This is a genomic window from Rhizobium sp. Rhizsp82 (genome assembly GCF_047325115.1).
Classification (GTDB): Bacteria; Pseudomonadota; Alphaproteobacteria; order Rhizobiales; family Rhizobiaceae; genus Rhizobium.
On sequence record NZ_CP168570.1, the window covers coordinates 552,207 to 572,974 of the forward strand.

17 protein-coding genes are annotated in these 20,768 nt (G+C 62.2%); 2 read left to right on the forward strand and 15 right to left on the reverse strand.

The features are described from left to right. Positions 1 to 10: 10 nt before the first annotated feature. The 7 genes from ACEN84_RS07390 to ACEN84_RS07420 form a co-directional block, all read right to left on the reverse strand. Positions 11 to 895 (reverse strand): F0F1 ATP synthase subunit gamma, encoded by an 885-nt coding sequence (locus tag ACEN84_RS07390; protein WP_112717958.1) that lies wholly within the window; start codon positions 893 to 895, stop codon positions 11 to 13. A 26-nt stretch (positions 896 to 921) separates the two neighbouring features. Further along, a complete protein-coding gene (atpA, locus tag ACEN84_RS07395; protein WP_112717956.1) occupies positions 922 to 2,451 on the reverse strand; it encodes a F0F1 ATP synthase subunit alpha in 1,530 nt (509 codons plus the stop codon). Then, positions 2,451 to 3,017: a F0F1 ATP synthase subunit delta gene (locus ACEN84_RS07400; protein ID WP_112717954.1), complete on the reverse strand. Its 567-nt coding sequence runs from the start codon at positions 3,015 to 3,017 to the stop codon at positions 2,451 to 2,453. The genes atpA and ACEN84_RS07400 overlap by 1 nt, the downstream gene beginning before the upstream one ends. A 254-nt stretch (positions 3,018 to 3,271) precedes the next feature. Beyond that, positions 3,272 to 3,661 carry a DUF4345 domain-containing protein gene (locus ACEN84_RS07405; RefSeq protein WP_112717952.1) on the reverse strand — a complete coding sequence of 130 codons (390 nt, stop codon included), beginning with the start codon at positions 3,659 to 3,661 and terminating at the stop codon, positions 3,272 to 3,274. An 82-nt stretch (positions 3,662 to 3,743) separates the two neighbouring features. After that, positions 3,744 to 5,960: a primosomal protein N' gene (locus tag ACEN84_RS07410; protein WP_413710435.1), complete on the reverse strand. Its 2,217-nt coding sequence runs from the start codon at positions 5,958 to 5,960 to the stop codon at positions 3,744 to 3,746. Between the two features lie 48 nt (positions 5,961 to 6,008). Beyond that, complete coding sequence (locus tag ACEN84_RS07415) at positions 6,009 to 7,157, reverse strand: AAA family ATPase (protein WP_413710436.1); 1,149 nt, start codon at positions 7,155 to 7,157, stop codon at positions 6,009 to 6,011. 25 nt (positions 7,158 to 7,182) lie between these two features. After that, on the reverse strand, positions 7,183 to 8,127 hold the full coding sequence (locus ACEN84_RS07420) for a GNAT family N-acetyltransferase (RefSeq protein ID WP_413710437.1): 945 nt from the start codon (positions 8,125 to 8,127) through the stop codon (positions 7,183 to 7,185). A gap of 144 nt (positions 8,128 to 8,271) precedes the next feature. On the opposite strand from ACEN84_RS07420, the gene ACEN84_RS07425 reads away from it, so the two are divergent. Then, the gene (locus ACEN84_RS07425; protein WP_413710438.1) at positions 8,272 to 9,207 is read left to right on the forward strand and encodes a tyrosine recombinase XerC; all 936 of its coding nucleotides are present in this window, start codon (positions 8,272 to 8,274) and stop codon (positions 9,205 to 9,207) included. 87 nt (positions 9,208 to 9,294) lie between these two features. Next, on the forward strand, positions 9,295 to 10,368 hold the full coding sequence (locus tag ACEN84_RS07430; protein WP_413710439.1) for a TraB/GumN family protein: 1,074 nt from the start codon (positions 9,295 to 9,297) through the stop codon (positions 10,366 to 10,368). A gap of 370 nt (positions 10,369 to 10,738) precedes the next feature. Here the strand turns inward: ACEN84_RS07430 and lpdA are convergent, their stop codons facing one another. The 8 genes from lpdA to sucC all read right to left on the reverse strand — a co-directional run bounded on the left by lpdA (position 10,739) and on the right by sucC (position 20,757). Further along, positions 10,739 to 12,145: a dihydrolipoyl dehydrogenase gene (gene lpdA, locus ACEN84_RS07435; protein WP_413710440.1), complete on the reverse strand. Its 1,407-nt coding sequence runs from the start codon at positions 12,143 to 12,145 to the stop codon at positions 10,739 to 10,741. Between the two features lie 45 nt (positions 12,146 to 12,190). Then, a complete protein-coding gene (locus tag ACEN84_RS07440; protein WP_413710441.1) occupies positions 12,191 to 12,943 on the reverse strand; it encodes an SDR family oxidoreductase in 753 nt (250 codons plus the stop codon). After that, the gene (locus tag ACEN84_RS07445) at positions 12,940 to 13,449 is read right to left on the reverse strand and encodes a hypothetical protein (protein WP_413710442.1); all 510 of its coding nucleotides are present in this window, start codon (positions 13,447 to 13,449) and stop codon (positions 12,940 to 12,942) included. Before ACEN84_RS07445 ends, ACEN84_RS07440 begins: the two co-directional genes overlap by 4 nt. Beyond that, complete coding sequence (locus ACEN84_RS07450; protein ID WP_413710443.1) at positions 13,446 to 14,192, reverse strand: DUF4241 domain-containing protein; 747 nt, start codon at positions 14,190 to 14,192, stop codon at positions 13,446 to 13,448. The genes ACEN84_RS07445 and ACEN84_RS07450 overlap by 4 nt, the downstream gene beginning before the upstream one ends. Positions 14,193 to 14,206: 14 nt before the next feature. After that, positions 14,207 to 15,442: a 2-oxoglutarate dehydrogenase complex dihydrolipoyllysine-residue succinyltransferase gene (odhB, locus tag ACEN84_RS07455; RefSeq protein ID WP_413710444.1), complete on the reverse strand. Its 1,236-nt coding sequence runs from the start codon at positions 15,440 to 15,442 to the stop codon at positions 14,207 to 14,209. A gap of 51 nt (positions 15,443 to 15,493) precedes the next feature. Beyond that, a complete protein-coding gene (locus ACEN84_RS07460; protein ID WP_130283293.1) occupies positions 15,494 to 18,478 on the reverse strand; it encodes a 2-oxoglutarate dehydrogenase E1 component in 2,985 nt (994 codons plus the stop codon). A gap of 166 nt (positions 18,479 to 18,644) precedes the next feature. Continuing rightward, positions 18,645 to 19,547 (reverse strand): succinate--CoA ligase subunit alpha, encoded by a 903-nt coding sequence (sucD, locus tag ACEN84_RS07465; protein ID WP_112717926.1) that lies wholly within the window; start codon positions 19,545 to 19,547, stop codon positions 18,645 to 18,647. Between the two features lie 16 nt (positions 19,548 to 19,563). Further along, a complete protein-coding gene (sucC, locus tag ACEN84_RS07470) occupies positions 19,564 to 20,757 on the reverse strand; it encodes an ADP-forming succinate--CoA ligase subunit beta (protein WP_413710445.1) in 1,194 nt (397 codons plus the stop codon). Positions 20,758 to 20,768 lie beyond the last annotated feature (11 nt).

Consider the following 20,768-nt stretch of genomic DNA (forward strand, 5'->3'; position numbering starts at 1 on the left):
TTCTCTAACCTCAGAGCGCTTCCGCGCCCGAAATGATTTCAATCAGTTCCTTGGTGATCTGCGCCTGACGCTGACGGTTGTAGTTGAGCGTCAGCTTGTTGATCATCTCACCTGCGTTACGCGTCGCGTTGTCCATTGCGCTCATCTTGGCGCCCATTTCACCGGCTGCGTTTTCAAGCAGTGCACGGAAGATCTGGACAGAGATGTTGCGCGGGATCAGATCCTCAAGGATCGCAGCCGGATCCGGCTCATATTCGTAGACCGCGCCGGCATGGGCAGCATCTTCGACAACGCCTTCAGGCGCCTGTGCCGGGATGATCTGCTGGGCCGTCGGGATCTGGCTGATGACCGACTTGAACTCGGAATAGAACAGCGTGCAAACGTCGAACTCGCCGGCTTCGAACATCTCGATGATGCGCTTGCCGATCTGGTCCGCGTTGTCGAATCCGACGCGCTTGACCTCGCGCAATTCCTTGCGCTCGACGATCAGCGATGCGAATTCGCGGCGCAGGCTGTCAAAGCCCTTCTTGCCGACCGTGAAGATCTTCACGGTCTTGCCTTCGGCGATCAGCTTGCGCGCATGATCACGGGCAAAGCGCGAGATCTGCGAGTTGAAGCCGCCGCAAAGGCCGCGTTCTGCGGTGCAGACAACGAGCAGGTGAACCTGATCCTTGCCGGTACCGGTCATGAGCAGCGGTGCGCCGTCGGCATCGGTAACCGCATTGGCGATGTTCGAAAGAACAGCCGCCATGCGTTCCGAGTAAGGCCGGGCGGCCTCGGCCGCCTCCTGCGCACGCCGAAGCTTAGCCGCGGCGACCATTTTCATCGCCTTGGTAATCTTCTGCGTCGCCTTGACGGAGGCGATCCGGTTTTTCAGATCCTTAAGTGAAGGCATCCGTTATCCGTCCTAACTGGGTCCGATCAGGCAAAAGACTTGGAGAACGCTTCGAGAGCAGCGGTGAGCTTGCCCTTCGTATCGTCGCTGATAGCCTTTTCCGTGCGGATCGTGTCGAGGATCGCCTTGCCTTCCGAGCGGAGGTAGGAGAGCAGAGCCTGTTCGAACTTGCCGACCGATGCAACCGGCAGCTTGTCGAGGTAGCCGTTGACGCCAGCGAAGATCACAGCGACCTGTTCTTCCGTCTTCAGCGGCGAGAACTGCGGCTGCTTCAGGAGTTCGGTCAGACGTGCACCGCGGTTCAGGAGGCGCTGGGTTGCGGCGTCGAGGTCCGAGCCGAACTGAGCGAATGCCGCCATTTCGCGGTACTGGGCGAGTTCGCCCTTGATCGAGCCTGCAACCTGCTTCATCGCCTTGATCTGCGCGGCAGAACCGACGCGCGAAACCGACAGACCGACGTTAACGGCCGGGCGGATACCCTGGTAGAACAGGTCGGTTTCGAGGAAGATCTGGCCGTCGGTGATCGAGATCACGTTGGTCGGAATGAAGGCCGAAACGTCGTTGCCCTGCGTTTCGATGACCGGCAGAGCGGTCAGCGAACCGGCGCCCTTTTCGTCGCTCATCTTTGCAGCGCGCTCGAGGAGACGCGAGTGCAGGTAGAAAACGTCGCCCGGGTAAGCTTCGCGGCCCGGCGGGCGGCGCAGCAGCAGCGACATCTGACGGTAGGAAACAGCCTGCTTGGACAGGTCGTCGTAACCGATCAGGGCGTGCTGGCCGTTGTCACGGAAATATTCGCCCATGGCGCAACCGGCGAACGGTGCGAGGAACTGCATCGGAGCCGGATCGGAAGCCGTGGCAGCGATGATGATCGAGTATTTCAGAGCGCCGCGTTCTTCGAGAACCTTGACGAACTGAGCAACGGTCGAACGCTTCTGGCCGACAGCGACGTAGACGCAGAACAGCTTTTCGCCTTCCGGACCGGAGTCGTGAATGGCCTTCTGGTTCAGGATCGCGTCGAGAATGATCGCGGTCTTGCCGGTCTGGCGGTCGCCGATGACGAGCTCGCGCTGGCCGCGGCCAACCGGGATGAGGGCGTCGATAGCCTTGAGGCCGGTCGACATCGGCTCATGAACCGACTTGCGCGGGATGATGCCCGGAGCCTTGACGTCAACGCGTGCGCGCTGCTTGGCATTGATCGGGCCCTTGCCGTCGATCGGGTTGCCGAGAGCGTCAACGACGCGGCCGAGGAGTTCCGGACCAACCGGAACGTCAACGATGGCGCCCGTACGCTTGACGGTGTCGCCTTCCTTGATGTCGCGGTCCGAACCGAAGATAACGACGCCGACGTTGTCGGATTCGAGGTTCAGAGCCATACCACGGGTGCCGCCTGGGAACTCGACCATTTCACCGGCCTGAACGTTGTCCAGACCGTAAACGCGAGCAATACCGTCGCCGACAGAAAGAACCTGGCCGACTTCCGAAACCTCAGCCTCTTTGCCGAAGTTTTTGATTTGATCTTTGAGAATTGCGGAAATTTCCGCGGCGCGGATATCCATCAGCCAACCTCTTTCAATGCAAGCTTGAGAGTAGAAAGTTTGGTGCGAAGCGACGTATCAATCTGACGGGACCCGACCTTGACGATCAGACCACCAAGAATTGACGGATCAACCGTGACGGCAATCGCCACGTCTTTGCCGGTGACGCCCTTCAGCGCCGCCTTCAATTCGGTTTCCTGCGCTGCGGTGAGCGCATGGGCCGAGGTAACCTCGGCAGAAATTTCGCCACGCTGACGGGCAGCGATGACACGGAAGGCCTTGATCATGCCCGGGAGGGCAAACAGGCGGCGGTTGCGCGCCACGACCTTCAGGAAGTTGCCGACGAAACCGGAAATACCGGCCTTTTCGCTGATGGCAACAATAGCCTTCAGCTGATCGTCAGCCGAGAATACCGGGCTAGCGACGAAACGCTTGAGGTCGTCGCTCTCATCCAGCATCGCCTGGAAACGGTCGAGATCTGCGGTGACGCTCTCGACGGCACCTTCTTCGAGCGCCAGATCGAATAGCGAGGACGCATATCGTTCTGCAACACCAGAAGTAAGCTGGGACGTGTCTGCCACGGGCACAAATTTCCCTGATTTCAATTCAAGAATCCGGCCGTCGGCGGGCGCCTGACCTATGCTCTTGAATTCGTTTTGATTTCCCCCAGAAATCGCAAGAGAAGCCTCTTGCTTCTTCCGAAATTCGGGGTCCGTCTAACATAGGACGCAGGGACTCGCAACACGCGTAATGCCCGAATATGCCTTTCGAATGATTTTCTGTCGGCAAAATCGTGAAATGGCATTCGAGCAGGCGAGCGGGCGCCCGTCAGCCCTGTAATTCAGGTTGCAAAGAACCCAAAAGAATAGGCCAGCGGAACCGCTGCGAGAACCGCCTGCACAACCAGAAGTAAATAGTTGATAATTGTGCTCCCCTTATCAGAAAGAAGGGAGATGACGCGGGCAAAAAATGCCATCGCGAAGGCGGCGCCGAGCGCCATGTAGATGAAGTCCTGGGCGAGCATGATCGCCGCCAGACCGAAGCCGAGATAGAAGCCGCCGACCGAGCGCTGCTCCGCATAACCATCCCGCCGCTCGCCGCGCGGCGCGAGACCGAAGAGCTTCATGGCGTAACCGGGCGCGAACATGATGACGAAGCCCGCAGCCGCCGTGAATGCCGCGCAGCAGAATGCCAGCTGCTCGCCGAAGGTTTCCGGAAAATAGAACTCCATGAATCAGCCCCAAATCATGCCCATGTTTTTTGACCTTATGGCATGATTGTCTGCTGCCGGAAACGGCCACGATCAGCTGTTTTTAAAGGAAGCTCTGCGGATCGATGTCGAGCTGAACCTGAACCGAACCCCGCTCCTTCGGCGCTTGCGCCAGCATGGTTTTCAGGAACGCCTGCATATCGGAATTGCGCCGGCCGTGGACCAGCAGGCGGAAACGGTGGCGGCCGCGCACGATCGCCAGCGGCGCTTCAGCCGGACCCAGCACCGAAATGCCCGACACCTGCGGCGCCGAACTGCGAATGCCGCGCGCATGGCTTTCCGCGTCCTGGCGGGTCTCGGCCGAGACGATGATCGAGGCCAGCCGGCCGAAGGGCGGCAGGATCGCCCGCTCGCGCTCGGTGATCTCCCGCTCATAGAAGGCTCCGGCATCGCCCGAGACGATCGCCTGCATCACAGGATGCTGCGGCTGGTAGGTCTGCAATAGACCATGGCTCTTCAAACCGGTTCGCCCGGCGCGGCCGGTCACCTGCGAGAGCAGCTGGAAGGTGCGTTCCGCGGCGCGCGGATCGCCATTCGCCAGCCCGAGATCGGCGTCGACGATGCCAACCAGCGTCATCAGTGGGAAGTTATGTCCCTTGGCAACGAGCTGCGTGCCGATGACGATATCAGCCTCGCCCTTGGCGATGGCATCGAGCTCAAGGCGAAGCCGCTTCACGCCGCCGGTGATATCAGATGACAGCACGATCGTCCGCGCATCCGGGAAATGCCGCTCGACCTCTTCGGCGATGCGCTCGACGCCAGGGCCGCAGGCAACCAGATGATCGAGCGTGCCGCATTCCGGGCAAGCTTCCGGCGTCCGCTCGGTATGGCCGCACTGATGGCATTGCAGCTGGCTGCGGAAGCGATGCTCGACCAGCCAGCTCGAACATTGCGGGCATTGGAATCGATGCCCGCAGACGCGGCAAAGCGTCAGCGGCGCATAACCACGCCGGTTGAGAAAGAGCAGTGCCTGCTCCTTCTTCTCGATCGTCTTGCCGATCGCCCGGATCAGCACCGGTGACAGGAAGCCGCCGCGCTCCGGCGCATGACGGCGCATATCGACGAGATGCAGATCCGGCAGCGCCGCGTCGCCAAAGCGCGTCGGCAGATGGATCGTCGTATAGCGACCGCTCTGGCCGTTGACCTGGCTCTCGACCGACGGCGTTGCAGATACCAGCACGATCGGAAAATCACCGATCCGCGCCCGCACGACGGCCATGTCGCGGGCATTGTAATAGACGCGATCCTCCTGCTTGTAGGCAGGGTCATGCTCTTCATCGACGATGATCAGGCCGAGATCTTCGAACGGCAGGAAGAGCGCCGAACGCGCACCGGCGACGACACGCACCTCGCCGGTAACGGCCTGCCGCCAGACCTTCTCGCGGATACGCGGCGCCAGATCGGAATGCCATTCGGCAGGCTTGGCACCAAAGCGATCCTGAAAACGCTCAAGGAAGCTCGCCGTCAGCGCAATCTCGGGCAGCAGAATCAGCACCTGCTTTCCACGCCTGAGCGTCTCGGCGATCGCCTCGAAATAGACCTCGGTCTTGCCCGAACCGGTGACACCGTCGATCAGCGACACGGCGAAGGCGCCATTGCGCACCTCGCCGAGAATATCCTCCGCCGCATCCTTCTGCGGGCCGGCCAATCGCGAGGCGGCAAAATCAGGATCCGGCTTAGCGACGACCGGTGGCGGCGGCAGGAAGATCGTTTCGAAAATCCCCTGGCTGATCAGACCATCGACGACGCTTGTCGAGACCCCGGCCGCATGGGCAAGCCCCGTGCGCGTCCAGGAAACGCCATCGGAGGCCCGCTCGAGCACGCGGGCCCGCGCCGGCGTCATCCGCTCGGGCTCGCCGCCGATGAAGCGCAGGCCTTCGACCATCGGCTCCGGCTCGAACGCATTCGGAGCCCTCAGCGCCATGCGCGCCACGAGACCGGGCGGCGAGAGCGTATAGGCCGATACCCAGTCGATGAAATCGCGCATTTCCTTGTTCAGCGGCGGGCAATCGAAGACATGGCTGATCGGCCGCAGCTTCTTCGGGTCGACGCCATCCTCGCCGCCGTCCCAGACGACGCCGATCACTTGGCGCGGCCCAAGCGGCACCTGCACCACCGAGCCGACCTCGACGGCCATGCCCTCCGGCACGGCGTAGGAATAGGGCCGCGGCGCAGGCAACGGTACGAGCACCGGAACCGTGCGGGTTGCCGGTGGTGTCTCGAACAATGCGCCAAAGAGATCGGACGAATCTGTGCTCATCGCGCCAGACCATGCCCGCTACGGCGTGAAAATGAAACCCGCCGCATGCTAGTCGTCATCGTCCTCTTCACCCGAGATCACGCCCGTCAGCCGCATGCCCTCGATCCAGGTCGCGCCGCTCTCGCGGATCACCTTGCGCGGACGCACGCCGCAGCGCCCACGGACGGCTTCGGCGAGCTGCGCCGAATGCGTGACGATCCACACCTGGCTGGTCTTCGAGGCCTCGGCGATCATATCCGCCAGCGGTCCCAGCATATCCGGATGCAGGCTGGCTTCCGGCTCGTTGAGCGCGATCAGCGGCGGCAGCCGGTAGGAGAGAAGTGCGGCGGCCAGGCCGAGAAACCGGATCTGCCCATCCGAGAGTTCCCGCGGCTGGAAGATCCGATGCGGAAAGTCTGGCAGCTTCAACCCGAACTCCGCCGTCTCGCCGGGCTCCGGTACGACCAGCTGCGCGCCGCCGAGAGCGGAGCCCAAGATGCGATCGAGCTCGACCGTATCCTGCCTGGTATGCACAAGCGTCGCGAAGACTGCGGCCAGATTGGCCCCATCTTCGTCCAGCATCGGGCCTGTCACGGCAAGGCAGGGATGGCGCAGCGGCGAGGCGCGGTCGGTCCGAAAGCCATGGAAGAAGCGCCAGTTGTTGACGATGCGCCTGAAGGCGGCGACCTCGGGGAAATTGCCGGCATCGCCGAGCAGCGCGATCGCCGTCTCCGATGTCAGCGCCTCGTCGGGATGCTCCTGCATCCGCCCGTCGCCGTCGCGCACAAAAATGCCGGGACCCGACCGCTTCATCATCGTCACAGCCCGGCGGCCGGTCTCGACCGTCAGCTCCTCGGCCTTGACCTGCGGCTCGAGCGGAAAACCAGCGGCGGCCGTCGGCGGCCGCAATCCGGCTTCGACGTGATAGCGGAAAGTAACCGCCCGCTCCTCGTCGACGATCTCGACTTCAAGCCGGATTCGCGCCGGTCCATCGGATTTGCGCCGGGTACCGGACCAGAGCACCGAAAACATGCCGCCCTCAGCCGCCAACTCATGTGCCAGCCGCCCGCGCACGGCCGCCTGCACCAGCTGCAGCGCGCGATAAAGATTGGATTTGCCGACGCCGTTCTCGCCGAGAAACAGCGTCGTATCCGCCAGATCCATGCGGATCGAGCGCAGCGAGCGGTAATTCTGGGCAAACATCGAGCGAAGACGCATGAGACCGCTTTAGCGCAAACCAGCGTCAAAAAGAATGGGCGAGCAGCGGCTCAGGTTGCGGCTCGCCGGCGACCGGCGAGAAGCGGGCGCTGTCATCAGCGGCCAATCCGAAAACCGTGTGCTGCTCAAGCGCCTTTGTCACATCGTTGATATCGCCATCCAGTTGCTTGACCGGAATGAGATCGCCGATCGTGAAGTCGAACCGGTCGCCGCGCTTGTTGAGAAGCTCATGGAAAACCGTCATGTCGCGCAGCTCCGTCGACCACTTGGCAAACCAGTAGAACAGCCCGGAATTGCGGGCGGTCATATGCACCGGCAGGATCGGCAGATTGTATTTGCGCGCCAGCCCCACTGCAGAGCTCTTCCATGGCCGTTCGTTGAGCTTGCCGTTCGCCCAATAGGCGATACGGCCGGATGGAAAAAGAATCGTCGCCTTGCCTTCCTTGACCGCATGGTTGGTCAGCTGCAGCGTCTCGCGGGTCTTGAGCTTGGTCTTGTATTCCTCGCGCCACTCGACCGGGATGACCATCTCCGCAAAACGCGGATTGACGCGAACCGCATCGCGATTGGCAAAGAACATCATATCCGGCCGGCGCGTCTTCAGGAGATCGAACACGGCAACGCCATCGGCGATCCCCGTCGGGTGGTTGCTGACCAGAATGAAGCCGCCCGTTTCCGGAATGCGCTCGGCATGCCGCACTTGGATATCCAGCTTCAGCAAATTGCTCATATATTCGAAGCACTGGAAACCCGGCATATTCGCCACATCATTGGCGAATTGCAGCGCCTTGTTGTAGCGCAAGAGCGTGTAGAGGAAGGGCCGCATCACCGGCCAGAGCGGGTTGTTGACGATCCGCTGTCCGCGCTCGGCAATCAGCGTATCGACGATATGGCCGGGGTTGCCGTGAGAAACCAGGGCGATTGCTTCCGCGAGCTGTCCGAAAGCCGTCGTGGAGTGGCGCCGCGCCATACAAGAGTCCTGCCTCGTTCCGGGAACCAGCTATCGCAACCTATTATGATCGAAGCATGGCAAGCGCTTGGCCGATATTAGCAATTCCATAACCGTCCCTCGGTGAAAATTGGCGGCGATTGCCCCGAAATCAAGGCCCGAGCCGTGAACGAACTTTTGATTATTGCCGATCCGCGCCTGATGTCCGAGCGCAGCGCCTGGCTCCAGAGCCTGGAGAGCGAACGCCGCCTTTCCGGGCACACGCTCGACGCCTACGAGCGCGACAGCCGCCAGTTCCTGACCTTCCTCACCGGTCATCTCGGCGGCCCAACGACGCTGAAGGATATCGAGGCGCTCCGCCCCGCCGATTTCCGCGCCTTCCTTGCGGCTCGCCGCAAGGAGGGATCCGGCGCCCGTTCGCTCGGCCGCAATCTCGCTGGCCTGCGCTCGCTGCTGCGCTATCTCGAGAAGAAGGGATTGGTCAATGCCGCAGGCGCCAGCGCCGTCCGCTCGCCGAAGCAGCCGAAATCGCTGCCGAAGCCGCTCTCCGACCGGCAGGCCGTCACCGTCGTCGGTGACGATGCGCAGATGCATGACGAGCCCTGGATCGCGGCGCGCGATGCTGCCGTCATGACGCTCCTCTATGGCTGCGGGCTGCGTATCTCCGAAGCGCTCGACCTGACCCCCCGCGATTTCCACGACGCTGCGACCTCGCTGCGTATCACCGGCAAGGGCAACAAGACCCGGCTCGTGCCGCTTCTCGCCATCGTCAGCGAGGCCATCGGCAAGTACCGCGCGCTCTGCCCGTTTCATCTTGAAGCAGCCGAACCTCTCTTCCGCGGCGCCCGCGGCGGCAAGCTGCAGCCGGCGATCATCCAGCGTACCATGCAGAAGATGCGCAGCGCCTTCGGCCTGCCGGAGACGGCAACGCCGCATGCGCTGCGCCACTCCTTCGCAACGCATCTGCTTGCCGGTGGCGGCGACCTTCGCACCATCCAGGAACTTCTCGGCCACGCCAGCCTGTCGACCACGCAGGTCTATACCGGCGTCGATTCAGCAAGGTTGCTCGAGGTCTACGATCGTGCCCATCCAAGGGCGTAATCATTCGTTAACGCTTTCCCTTAAAGGAATATGCGCGAAGGCGGCGTAGAGCATGGATCTGATTAAGCATAGCGAGCGGAACCAATCATGACGATTTCCATCGGCCACCGCAGATTTGAGATTGCGCAGCCGGGCAACATCCTGCTCTGGCTGATCGCGGTCTTCCACATGCTGCTCGCCGCGTCGCTGCTCGCCGTGATCTTTTCGGTGACACCTGCCGCGGCCGCCGATGACAGCTGCTCCGGCAAGGACCTGATGGCCGAACTGAAACAATCCGATCCCGCCCGCTATGCCGAGGTCGTGAAAGAAGCCGAGGCCGTGCCTAACGGCAAGGGCATCTTCTGGAAAATCGAGAAGCCCGGCCTGAAGCCCTCCTGGCTACTCGGCAGCATGCATGTCACCGACCCGCGCGTCCTGAACCTGCCTGCCTACGCCCAAACCGCCCACGACAACGCCGATACGATCGTCATCGAATCCGACGAAATACTCGACGAGAAGAAGGCCGCCGCCGCCCTGCTCGCCCGCCCCGATCTGACGATGTTCACCGACGGCACGACGATCCAGAAGCTCCTGTCGCCGGAAGATTACGCCCGCCTCGACGCCGGCCTGAAGCAGCGCGGCATTCCGCTCGCAGCCGTCTCCCGCATGCGCCCCTGGATGATCGCCAGCGCCGTGGCCCTCCCCGCCTGCGAAATCGCCCGCAAGGCCAAGGGCGTCCAGTTCCTCGACCAGAAGATCGCTGCCGACGCCGTCAAGGAAGGCAAGCAGGTCAAGGGTCTGGAAACCCTTGCCGAGCAGCTGCAGGCCATGGCCGAGCTGCCGATGGAATTTCATCTGAAGTCGCTGATCGAAACGCTGGAACTCGGCCCGAAGATGAACGACGTCGTCGAGACCATGACCGACCTCTACCTCTCGGGCGACGTCGGCATGACCATCCCGATGCTGAAGACCGTCTCGCCCGAAGAAGGCGGTGACGGCGACTATGCCGCCTTCGAGCAGCGCATCATCCTCGACCGCAACAAGGTCATGGCCGACCGCGCCGCCCCCATCCTCGCCGCCGGCAACGTCTTCATGGCCGTCGGCGCCCTGCACCTGCCGGGCGACAAGGGCGTCATCGAGCTGCTGCGTCAGCAGGGCTTTACGGTCACTGCGGTGAACTGAGCCGGAAGGCTACAGGTCTCAAATCCCAAACTCATCCTCATTCCTGTTCTCGTCACAGGAATCCAGCCGCCGCGCGTCTGCGCGGCGAAGAGAATCTTCCCAGCCCAAGGACTTGGGCTGGCTGGATCTCTGTGACAAGCACAGAGATGAGGGCGATGTTATGCCCGCGGCCCCCTCATCCGGCCCTTCGGGCCACCTTCTCCCCGCTGGGGAGAAGGGAAGTCGAGGATGCCGCCAGCGCCAACGCCCCCTCTCCCCAGCGGGGAGAGGGCAGGGTGAGGGGGCTCCGGGCTCGAGCTCTCCATAACACCAGGCACAAAAAAGCCGCGGCCCTCTCGAACCGCGGCTTCATACTAACCAGCTACCGATCTCACATATGGATCGGCTTGAAGAACGCCGCCAGTGCAGCTTCCTTCACGGCTTCCGACATCGTCGGATGCGCATGGCAGGTGCGGCCGAGGTCTTCGGCGGAGCCGCCGAATTCCATCAGAACGGCGATCTCGTGGATCATCTCGCCGGCGCCGAAGCCGACGATGTGGCCGCCCAGCACGCGGTCGGTTTCCTTATCCGACAGGATCTTTACGAAACCGTCGGTCGCCAGCATGGCGCGGGCGCGGCCGTTGGCGGTGAACGGGAACTTGCCGATCTTGTAGGCGATGCCTGCAGCCTTCAGTTCTTCCTCGGTCTTGCCGACCGAAGCGACTTCCGGCTGGGTATAGACGACGCTCGGGATGACGTCGTAGTTCACATGGCCGTGCTGGCCGGCGAGGATTTCGGCAAGCGCCACGCCTTCGTCTTCAGCCTTGTGCGCCAGCATCGGACCCTTCACGACGTCGCCGATCGCATAGATGCCATCGACGTTGGTCTTGAAGTGACCATCGATTTCGACGCGGCCGCGGTTGTCGAGCTTGACGCCGGCTTCCTCGAGGCCGAGGCCGGCGGTGTAGGGCACGCGGCCGGTGGAGATCAGCACGACATCGGCTTCAACCGTCTGTGCGTCGCCGCCCTTGACCGGTTCGAAGGTAACCTTCGCGCCCTTGCCGCCCTTCTCGACGCCAGTAACCTTGGCGCTGAGATTGATCTCGATGCCCTGCTTGCCGAGCATGCGCTGGAACTGCTTGGAGACGTCGCCATCCATCGCGCCGAGGATCTTGTCGAGATACTCGATGACGGTGACCTTGGCGCCGAGGCGCGACCAGACCGAGCCGAGCTCGAGGCCGATGACACCGCCGCCGACGACGATCATCGTCTCCGGCACCTTCTCAAGCGCGATCGCGCCGGTCGAGGAAACGATGATCTTCTCGTCGATATCGACCTTGACGCCCGGAATGCCGGCGACGTCGGAGCCGGTGGCGATGACGATGTTCTTGCCCTCGAGTTCCTGCACCTTGCCGTCTTCGGCGGTGACGGAAACCTTGCCGGCGGAGACAATCTTGCCGGTGCCCTGGAAGGCATCGATCTTGTTCTTCTTGAACAGGAAGGCGACGCCATCGACGTTCGACTTCACGGTCGCGTCCTTGTGCGCCAGCATCTTTTCGAGATTGAGCTTCGGAGCCGCGACCTCGATACCGAGCGCATCCATTCCGTGCGCGGCCTGATGGAACATCTCGGAGGCATGCAATAGCGCCTTGGACGGGATGCAGCCGACATTGAGGCAGGTGCCGCCGTAGGTCGCGCGCTTTTCAACGACCGCAACCTTCAGGCCGAGCTGCGCAGCCTTGATTGCCGCGACATAACCGCCAGGGCCGGTTCCGATAACGATCACATCGTAAGCCATTGTTCTTTTCCTTTTGTTTGTCCGTTGGTCAGGAAATGGAAATGCCTAGCGCCCGCCGCTCACATTCATGATGGCGCCGGTCACATAGGAAGAATTGGAAGAAAGAAGATAAAGCACCGCATCCGCGACCTCACTGGCCGTCCCCGGCCGCTGCATCGGAATGGACGGTGCCATGTCCTTCGCGCGATCCGGCAGGCCGCCGGATGCATGAATATCGGTGTCGATGATACCCGGCCGGATAGCATTCACGCGCACGCCTTCCATCGCGACTTCGCGCGCCAGGCCGATCGTGAACGTGTCGATCGCTGCCTTCGAGGCCGCGTAGTCGACATATTGCGACGGCGAACCGATGATCGCCGCCATCGAGGAGATGTTGACGATCGAGCCACCCTTGCCGCCGTGACGGGTCGACATGCGGCGCACAGCCTCTGCAGCGCAGAGAACCGAACCAGTGATATTGATGCGCATCATCCGCTCGATGCGCTCGACGCTCATTTCATCGACCCGCTGCGGCTGATCGACGATACCGGCATTGTTGACGAGACCGTCGAGCCGGCCGAACTGCTTGTCGACGGCTGCGAACATTGCGGTGATATCAGCCGCATTGCCGACATCGCCCTTGACGGCAAAGGCTTCGCCACCCTGGCTGACGATGTCACTGACGACAGCATCGGCGGCATCCTTGTTGGATGCGTAGTTGACGGCCACACGCCATCCCTGGCTTGCGGCAAGCCTGCAGACCGCGGCACCGATGCCCCGGCTTCCGCCGGTGACGAGGAGAACAGGTGCGCCGCTCATTTCGTGCATTCCTTGAAGGCAAAGACATCCCAGGGCGCAGCAACCTGCTTGCCTTCGCCGAGGATGGTGGAATCGCGAAGCGCCGGGCCGATGGCCGGAAGCACGATGCTGTCGACGGCATTGGCCTTTTCGGCTGGCAGATTATCGATCACGCCCTTGGCATCGACGCCATAGACCGGTCCCTGCCAGATCGTGCAGGCGTCGAGATCAGCGCCCGTCGCATCGCCGTCAGGGCAATGGAACATCACCATGCCGATCGTCCGCGTCGGGTCTTCCGAAGGCATGACATAGCCGTCGAGCACGGCGTCGCTGTCTTTCACGGTCATCTTGAACTGGTTGTTGGCGGCGGCTGCGTCGGAATTCAGCGGCTGAAATTTCAGCTGGTAGATGCCATCGCGATCGGCATAGACGGCATGCGACTGCAGGCAATCCGCCGCCGATGCCATGCTGGGCAGGATCAGGATGGAGGCCGCGAACAGGGCCGCAAGGCTAGATCTCTTGCTCATTGCGCCACCGGCTCCTTCCGCCCGTCGGAATTTTCGATCACATAAAAGTCCGTCAGCATCACCAGCGGATGACCGTCTTCGGCCAGTCCCCAGAAAACCGGATAGAAGCCGTCGCCCCAGCCGCTCCAGAAGATCGCGACATTGCCGGGCTTTCCCGATACCGGTGAATGCAGCGCATAGCGCCCGCCATTGGCATCGAGTTCCGGGGCGATGATGTCGTAGTAGTTCACATCCTCGTCCGGCTTTGCGGCCTGCGCAGTCTCTGCGCGCTCTTCGAGCAGCTTCAGCGTATCGGCATCCATGTAAGCGCCGAGGCCGGCATCGACAGGATAGCCGAAGATCTCATCGTCCTTCAGCGTCGCCGGATCCTGCCCGGGGATCGCCGCCATCTCCCAGCGAACCGGCTTGCCTTCGCCAAAGCGCATGCTGGCGGCGGCAACGCGGCCGAAGGCCTGATAAAGGGTCACGGGATAATTGCCCGGAGGCACGGTCCTGACAAAGGCAGGACGGTCAGGCTGGGCCAGCGGATCGGCGGCGATGATACGGCCCGATGTCAGCTGCACATCGCCCATCTTCACCGTGGTGATCTTGCGCTCGGCAAGTGCTGCATCATCCAGCGAGACGAGGTCGAAATTGCTGCTCGCCTTGGAGATATCCCAGGCGGCAGCGGAAGCCGGAACCGGAAGATGCACTGCGGCTGCGCACAAAAGCGCCAATGCCGCCTGCTTGATCCGGTTCCGCATCGGATTTGCTCCGCTTAGAGATCGAGAACCAGACGCTCCGGATCTTCCAGGCTTTCCTTGACGCGGACGAGGAAGGTGACTGCTTCCTTGCCGTCGACGATGCGGTGATCGTAGGAGAGCGCGAGATACATCATCGGACGGATGACGATCTGGCCGCCGACGACCACAGGACGGTCCTGGATCTTGTGCATGCCGAGGATGCCCGACTGCGGAGCGTTCAGGATCGGCGAGGACATCAGCGAGCCGTAGACGCCACCGTTGGTGATCGTGAACGTGCCACCCTGCATGTCGGCCATCGACAGCGAACCGTCACGGGCAGCCTTTGCAAGACGGCCGAGTTCCTTTTCGATCTCGGCGATCGACATCTGGTCGGCATCACGGATAACCGGAACGACAAGACCCTTGTCCGTGCCGACGGCCATGCCGACGTGGCAGAAGTTCTTGTAGATGATGTCGGTGCCGTCGATCTCGGCGTTGACGGCCGGGAGTTCCTTCAGCGCGTGGGTCACGGCCTTGGTGAAGAAGCCCATGAAGCCGAGCTTCACGCCATGCTTCTTTTCGAAGACGTCCTTGTACTTGGCGCGCAGGTCCATGACCGCCTTCATGTCCACCTCGTTATAGGTGGTCAGCATGGCTGCCGTGTTCTGGGCGTCCTTCAGGCGCTTGGCGATCGTCTGGCGCAGGCGCGTCATCTTCACGCGCTCTTCGCGGCCGGCATCTTCGACGGTCGAAGGTGCGCGGGCGGCAACTGGGGCGGCCGGTGCAGCAGCCGGAGCCGAAACGCCCTTGGCAACGGCAGCGATGACATCGCCCTTCAGGACCTGGCCACGCTTGCCAGAACCATCGACCTGCTCGGCCGAAATGTTATTTTCAGCGAGCATCTTCGCAGCAGCCGGAGCCGGCGGCATGGAGGACGCTGCGGCAGCCGGAGCAGCCGGTGCAGCAGCAACCGGTTCGGCAACCTTGGCCGGAGCGGCAGCAGCAGGCGCAGCGGCCGGGGCTGCAGCGGCGGCACCTTCGGCGATCTGACCGAGCAGCGCGCCGAGGCCGACGGTTTCGCCAGCCTGGGCAACGATTTCAGACAGCGTGCCCGAGGCCGGAGCCGGGACTTCGATGGTCACCTTGTCGGTTTCAAGCTCGAGGATCGGCTCGTCTGCCTTGATGGCATCGCCGACCTTCTTGAACCAGGTGCCGACTGTCGCCTCGCTGACGGACTCACCAAGAGTTGGAACGCGGATTTCTGTGGCCATGATTTTAGTTTCCGTTGATCAGTTTGTTTCGATCGTTGTTCGTTTCGAGGGTCAGCCGCCCAGCGCATCCTCAAGGAATGCGGCAAGCTGCGACAGGTGCTTGGACATCAGGCCCGTTGCCGGCGAAGCGGCGGCCGGGCGGCCCGTGTAACGGACGCGCTGATACTTCGCATCGATATGGGCGAGAACCCATTCCAGATACGGGTCGATGAACGACCATGCACCCATGTTCTTCGGCTCTTCCTGGCACCAGACCATCTCGGCATTCCGGAAGCGGCTGAGCTCGTTGATGAGCGCCTTTGCCGGGAACGGATAGAGCTGTTCGACGCGCAGCAGGTAGATGTCGTCGATGCCGCGCTTTTCGCGCTCTTCGAGCAGGTCGTAATAGACCTTGCCGGTGCAGAGCACGACGCGGCGGATCTTGGCATCCTTCTGGAGCTTGATCGGACCGTCCTTGATGACTTCGGCATCGTCCCACAGGAGACGGTGGAAGGAGGACTCGCCGGCCATCTCAGCCAGGGTCGAAACCGCACGCTTGTGGCGCAGCAGCGACTTCGGTGTCATCAGCACGAGCGGCTTGCGGAAGTCGCGCTTCAGCTGACGGCGGAGGATGTGGAAGTAGTTCGACGGCGTCGTGACGTTGGCGACCTGCATGTTGTCTTCGGCGCAGAGCTGGAGGAAGCGCTCCAGACGTGCCGAGGAGTGCTCCGGACCCTGACCTTCATAGCCATGCGGCAGAAGGCAGACGAGACCGGACATGCGCAGCCACTTGCGTTCGCCCGACGAGATGAACTGGTCGAACACGACCTGTGCACCGTTGGCGAAGTCGCCGAACTGGGCTTCCCAGAGCGTCAGCGCATTCGGGCGGGCCAGCGAGTAGCCGTATTCGAAGCCGAGAACCGCTTCTTCCGAAAGCATCGAGTTGATGACTTCGTAGCGGGCCTGGGTCGGCGACAGGTTGGCGAGCGGGATGTAGCGCTCTTCCGTTTCCTGATCGTAGAGGACCGAGTGACGCTGCGAGAAGGTGCCGCGTTCGCAATCCTGGCCCGACAGGCGGATCTTGTGGCCTTCCGTGACCAGCGAGCCGAATGCCAGCGCTTCCGCCATTGCCCAGTCGAGATTTTCACCCGTCTGGATCATGTTGGCGCGGTTTTCCATGAAGCGCTGGATGGTGCGGTGTGCATGGAAGCCTTCCGGAATTTCGGAGAGCTTGCGGCCGATTTCCTTCAGCTGCTTCATCGGAACGGCGGTCTTGCCGCGGCGCTGTTCATCGGCATTGTCGGCCGTGCGCAGGCCCGACCACTCGCCGTCCAGCCAGTCGGCCTTGTTCGGCTTGTAGCTTTGGCCAGCCTCGAACTCCTGCTCGAGATGGGCGCGCCAGTCGGCCTTCATCTTTTCGACTTCGCCTTCGGTCAGCAGGCCTTCGCCGATCAGACGCTCGGCGTAGATCTGCAGCACGGTCTTGTGGCCGCGGATGACCTTGTACATCTTCGGCTGCGTGAAGGACGGCTCGTCGCCTTCGTTGTGGCCGTACCGGCGGTAGCAGAACATGTCGAGGACGACAGGCTTGTGGAACTTCATGCGAAATTCCATGGCAACCTTGGCGCCGTAGACGACCGCTTCCGGATCGTCGCCGTTGACATGCAGGATCGGCGCTTCGATCATCTTGGCGACGTCGGATGGATAGGGCGACGAACGCGAGAAGGCCGGGTTCGTGGTGAAGCCGATCTGGTTGTTGATGATGACGTGCATCGTACCGGCAACGCGGTGACCGCGCAGGCCGGAGAGGCCGAGGATTTCAGCGATGACGCCCTGGCCGGCGAAGGCCGCGTCACCGTGGATCAGCAGCGGCAGAACCTTGGAGCGCTCGGACAGCGGAATGGTGTCGCCGTCCCAGACGGTGGCGCCCATGTCCTGCTTGGCGCGGGCCTTGCCCATGACGACCGGGTCGACGATTTCGAGGTGCGACGGGTTTGCCGTCAGCGAAACGTGGACCTTGTTGCCGTCGAATTCGCGGTCGGAGGAAGCACCGAGATGGTACTTCACGTCGCCGGAACCTTCGACTTCGTCAGGTGCGTAGGAACCGCCCTTGAACTCATGGAAGATGGCACGGTGCGGCTTGCCCATGACCTGCGAAAGCACGTTCAGACGGCCGCGGTGGGCCATGCCGAACACGGCTTCCTTGAGGCCGAGCGAGCCGCCGCGCTTCAGGATCTGCTCAAGAGCCGGGATCAGCGATTCACCGCCGTCGAGACCGAAACGCTTGGTGCCCTTGAACTTGACGTCGAGGAACTGCTCGTAGCCTTCGGCTTCGATGACCTTCTGCAGGATCGCCTTCTTGCCCTCGGGGGTGAACGCCACGCCCTTGTCCGGACCTTCGATACGCTCCTGGATCCAGGCCTTCTCTTCCGGATTGGAAATGTGCATGAACTCGACGCCGAGCGTCGAGCAATAGGTGCGCTCGAGGATCTCGATCATCTCGCGGATGGTCGCGTATTCGAGGCCGAGAACGTTGTCGATGAAGATCTTGCGATCGTAATCGGCGGCCGTGAAGCCGTAATTTTCGGGCGACAGCTCGTGGTAATCTTCAACCGGTGCAGCGATACCGAGCGGGTCGAGCTTGGCATGCAGGTGGCCGCGCATGCGGTAGGCACGGATCATCATGATGGCGCGGACGGAATCGCGCGTCGCCTGCAGGACGTCGGCGGCTTCGGCCGGCTTGCCCGCGGCTTCGGCCTTCGCCTTCACCTTGGTCTCGATGACCTTCTCGACGATGCCCCAGTCGCCGTCGAGCGCCGAGACGAGATCGCCGCCGGCCGGGATCGGCCAGTGCTTCTTGCGCCAGGATGCACCCTTGGCCGCCTTCTTCACATCAGCGGGATCGTCGTCGAGCGCCTTGAAGAAGGTGCGCCACTGTTCGTCGACCGATGACGGATCGTCTTCATAACGGGCGTAGAGCTGCTCGATATAAGCAGCGTTTGCGCCATCCAGAAACGAAGTGATCTGAAACTGCTCGTTGGCTTCTTGCCGTGCCATGGTGTTATGCGGACGCTTCCGCCCGCCTCCTGACTAAGATGAGTTTGCCGGCCATCTCGCCGGCTGCCGCATTTCCATTTGCCGCCTGTCCGCGGCACATCTGCATTCGAAAGGTCAGCCGGGCGGAGGAGGCAGATGCAGTCCGCCGCCCGGGTCTTATGTCGGATCAGCCCTTGAGGACTTCAACCAGCGTCTTGCCGAGGCGGGCCGGAGAAGGCGACACCTTGATGCCTGCCGATTCCATGGCTGCGATCTTCGATTCCGCATCGCCCTTGCCGCCGGAAACGACTGCACCGGCGTGACCCATGGTGCGGCCCTTCGGAGCGGTACGGCCAGCGATGAAGCCGGCCATCGGCTTCTTGCGGCCCTTCTTGGCTTCGTCCTTGAGGAACTGCGCCGCGTCTTCTTCAGCCGAGCCGCCGATTTCGCCGATCATGATGATCGAGGTCGTGGCTTCGTCGGCCAGGAACATCTCGAGCACGTCGATGAATTCGGTGCCCTTGACCGGGTCGCCGCCGATGCCGACAGCCGTCGTCTGGCCGAGGCCTTCGTTCGAGGTCTGGAAGACGGCTTCATAGGTCAGCGTGCCGGAGCGCGAAACGATACCGACCGAACCCTTGCGGAAGATCGAGCCCGGCATGATGCCGATCTTGCATTCTTCCGGCGTCAGGATACCCGGGCAGTTCGGGCCGAGCAGGCGCGACTTGGAGCGGTCGAGGCGAGCCTTGACGCGGACCATGTCCATGACCGGGATGCCTTCGGTGATGCAGGTGATGAACGGGATCTCGGCGTCGATCGCTTCGATGATCGCATCTGCAGCGCCTGCCGGCGGAACGTAGATGACGGACGCGTCAGCGCCGGTCTTCTCGCGGCCTTCGGCGACGGAAGCGAAGATCGGCAGGCTTTCGCCCTTCGAGCCGGTCCAGGTTTCGCCACCCTTCTTCGGGTGGATACCGCCGACCATCTGCGTGCCGTAGTAGGCGAGAGCCTGTTCGGTGTGGAAGGTACCGGTCTTGCCGGTCAGGCCCTGAACGAGAACCTTGGTATTCTTGTTTACGAGAATAGACATCTATCAGGTCCTCAAATTAGTCGTTGATCGCCGCGACGATCTTCTTCGCGGCATCGTCGAGATCGTCAGCCGCCGTGATCGCCAGACCCGACTCGTTCAGGATCTTCTTGCCGAGCTCGACATTGGTGCCTTCGAGGCGCACGACGAGCGGAACCTTCAGGCCGACTTCCTGCACGGCAGCGACGACGCCTTCAGCGATGACATCGCACTTCATGATGCCGCCGAAGATGTTGACGAGAATGCCTTCGACCTTGGGGTCGGCAGTGATGATCTTGAAGGCTGCAGCCACCTTCTCCTTGCCGGCGCCACCGCCGACGTCGCAGAAGTTTGCCGGCTCCTTGCCGTACAGCTTGATGATGTCCATCGTCGCCATGGCGAGGCCTGCGCCGTTGACCATGCAGCCGATGTTGCCGTCGAGGGCAACGTAGGCGAGGTCCCACTTGGAGGCTTCGATTTCCTTGGCGTCTTCTTCGGTCTCGTCGCGCAGCGCCTTGACGTCGTCATGGCGGAACAGCGCGTTGCCATCGAAGGACATCTTGGCGTCGAGAACGCGCAGATGACCGTCCTTCATGACGATCAGCGGGTTGACCTCGAGGAGAGCCATGTCCTTTTCGTTGAAGGCCTTGTAGAGCGCCGGGAACAACGACTTCGCATCTTCAGCGGCAGCACCGTCGAGCTGCAGGGCCTTGGAGATCGCAGCCACGTCGGCAGCCGTCACACCGGTTTCCGGGTTGATGGCGATCGTGTGGATCTTCTCGGGCGTGTCGTGGGCAACGGCTTCGATGTCCATGCCGCCTTCGGTCGAAACGACGAAGGCAACCTGGCCGACCGAGCGATCGACGAGCAGCGAGCAATAGAGTTCGCGGGCAATGTCGGCGCCGTCTTCGATGTAGAGGCGGTTGACCTGCTTGCCGGCTTCGCCCGTCTGCGCCGTGACCAGCGTGTTGCCGAGCATTTCCTTGGCGTGAGCGACGACTTCGTCGATCGACTTTGCAAGGCGAACGCCGCCCTTGGCGTCGGGGCCGAGTTCCTTGAACTTGCCCTTACCGCGGCCACCAGCATGGATCTGGCTCTTGACGACGTAGAGCGGGCCCGGAAGCGACTTTGCAGCCGCTTCGGCTTCCTCGACCTTGAGGATCGGCACGCCACTTGCGACCGGCGCGCCGTAGCCCTTCAAGAGAGCCTTGGCCTGATATTCATGAATATTCATGGATCTATTCC

Bases quoted from the DNA above. Each gene is read 5' to 3' on its own strand.
- ACEN84_RS07390 (WP_112717958.1), bottom strand. From the start codon at position 895: ATGCCTTCACTTAAGGATCTGAAAAACCGGATCGCCTCCGTCAAGGCG.
- ACEN84_RS07405 (WP_112717952.1), bottom strand. From the start codon at position 3,661: ATGGAGTTCTATTTTCCGGAAACCTTCGGCGAGCAGCTGGCATTCTGC.
- odhB (WP_413710444.1), bottom strand. From the start codon at position 15,442: ATGGCCACAGAAATCCGCGTTCCAACTCTTGGTGAGTCCGTCAGCGAG.
- ACEN84_RS07420 (WP_413710437.1), bottom strand. From the start codon at position 8,127: ATGGCGCGGCGCCACTCCACGACGGCTTTCGGACAGCTCGCGGAAGCA.
- sucD (WP_112717926.1), bottom strand. From the start codon at position 19,547: ATGTCTATTCTCGTAAACAAGAATACCAAGGTTCTCGTTCAGGGCCTG.
- ACEN84_RS07440 (WP_413710441.1), bottom strand. From the start codon at position 12,943: ATGAGCGGCGCACCTGTTCTCCTCGTCACCGGCGGAAGCCGGGGCATC.
- ACEN84_RS07430 (WP_413710439.1), top strand. From the start codon at position 9,295: ATGACGATTTCCATCGGCCACCGCAGATTTGAGATTGCGCAGCCGGGC.
- ACEN84_RS07450 (WP_413710443.1), bottom strand. From the start codon at position 14,192: ATGCGGAACCGGATCAAGCAGGCGGCATTGGCGCTTTTGTGCGCAGCC.
- ACEN84_RS07415 (WP_413710436.1), bottom strand. From the start codon at position 7,157: ATGCGTCTTCGCTCGATGTTTGCCCAGAATTACCGCTCGCTGCGCTCG.
- ACEN84_RS07410 (WP_413710435.1), bottom strand. From the start codon at position 5,960: ATGAGCACAGATTCGTCCGATCTCTTTGGCGCATTGTTCGAGACACCA.
- ACEN84_RS07460 (WP_130283293.1), bottom strand. From the start codon at position 18,478: ATGGCACGGCAAGAAGCCAACGAGCAGTTTCAGATCACTTCGTTTCTG.
- ACEN84_RS07445 (WP_413710442.1), bottom strand. From the start codon at position 13,449: ATGAGCAAGAGATCTAGCCTTGCGGCCCTGTTCGCGGCCTCCATCCTG.
- atpA (WP_112717956.1), bottom strand. From the start codon at position 2,451: ATGGATATCCGCGCCGCGGAAATTTCCGCAATTCTCAAAGATCAAATC.
- sucC (WP_413710445.1), bottom strand. From the start codon at position 20,757: ATGAATATTCATGAATATCAGGCCAAGGCTCTCTTGAAGGGCTACGGC.
- lpdA (WP_413710440.1), bottom strand. From the start codon at position 12,145: ATGGCTTACGATGTGATCGTTATCGGAACCGGCCCTGGCGGTTATGTC.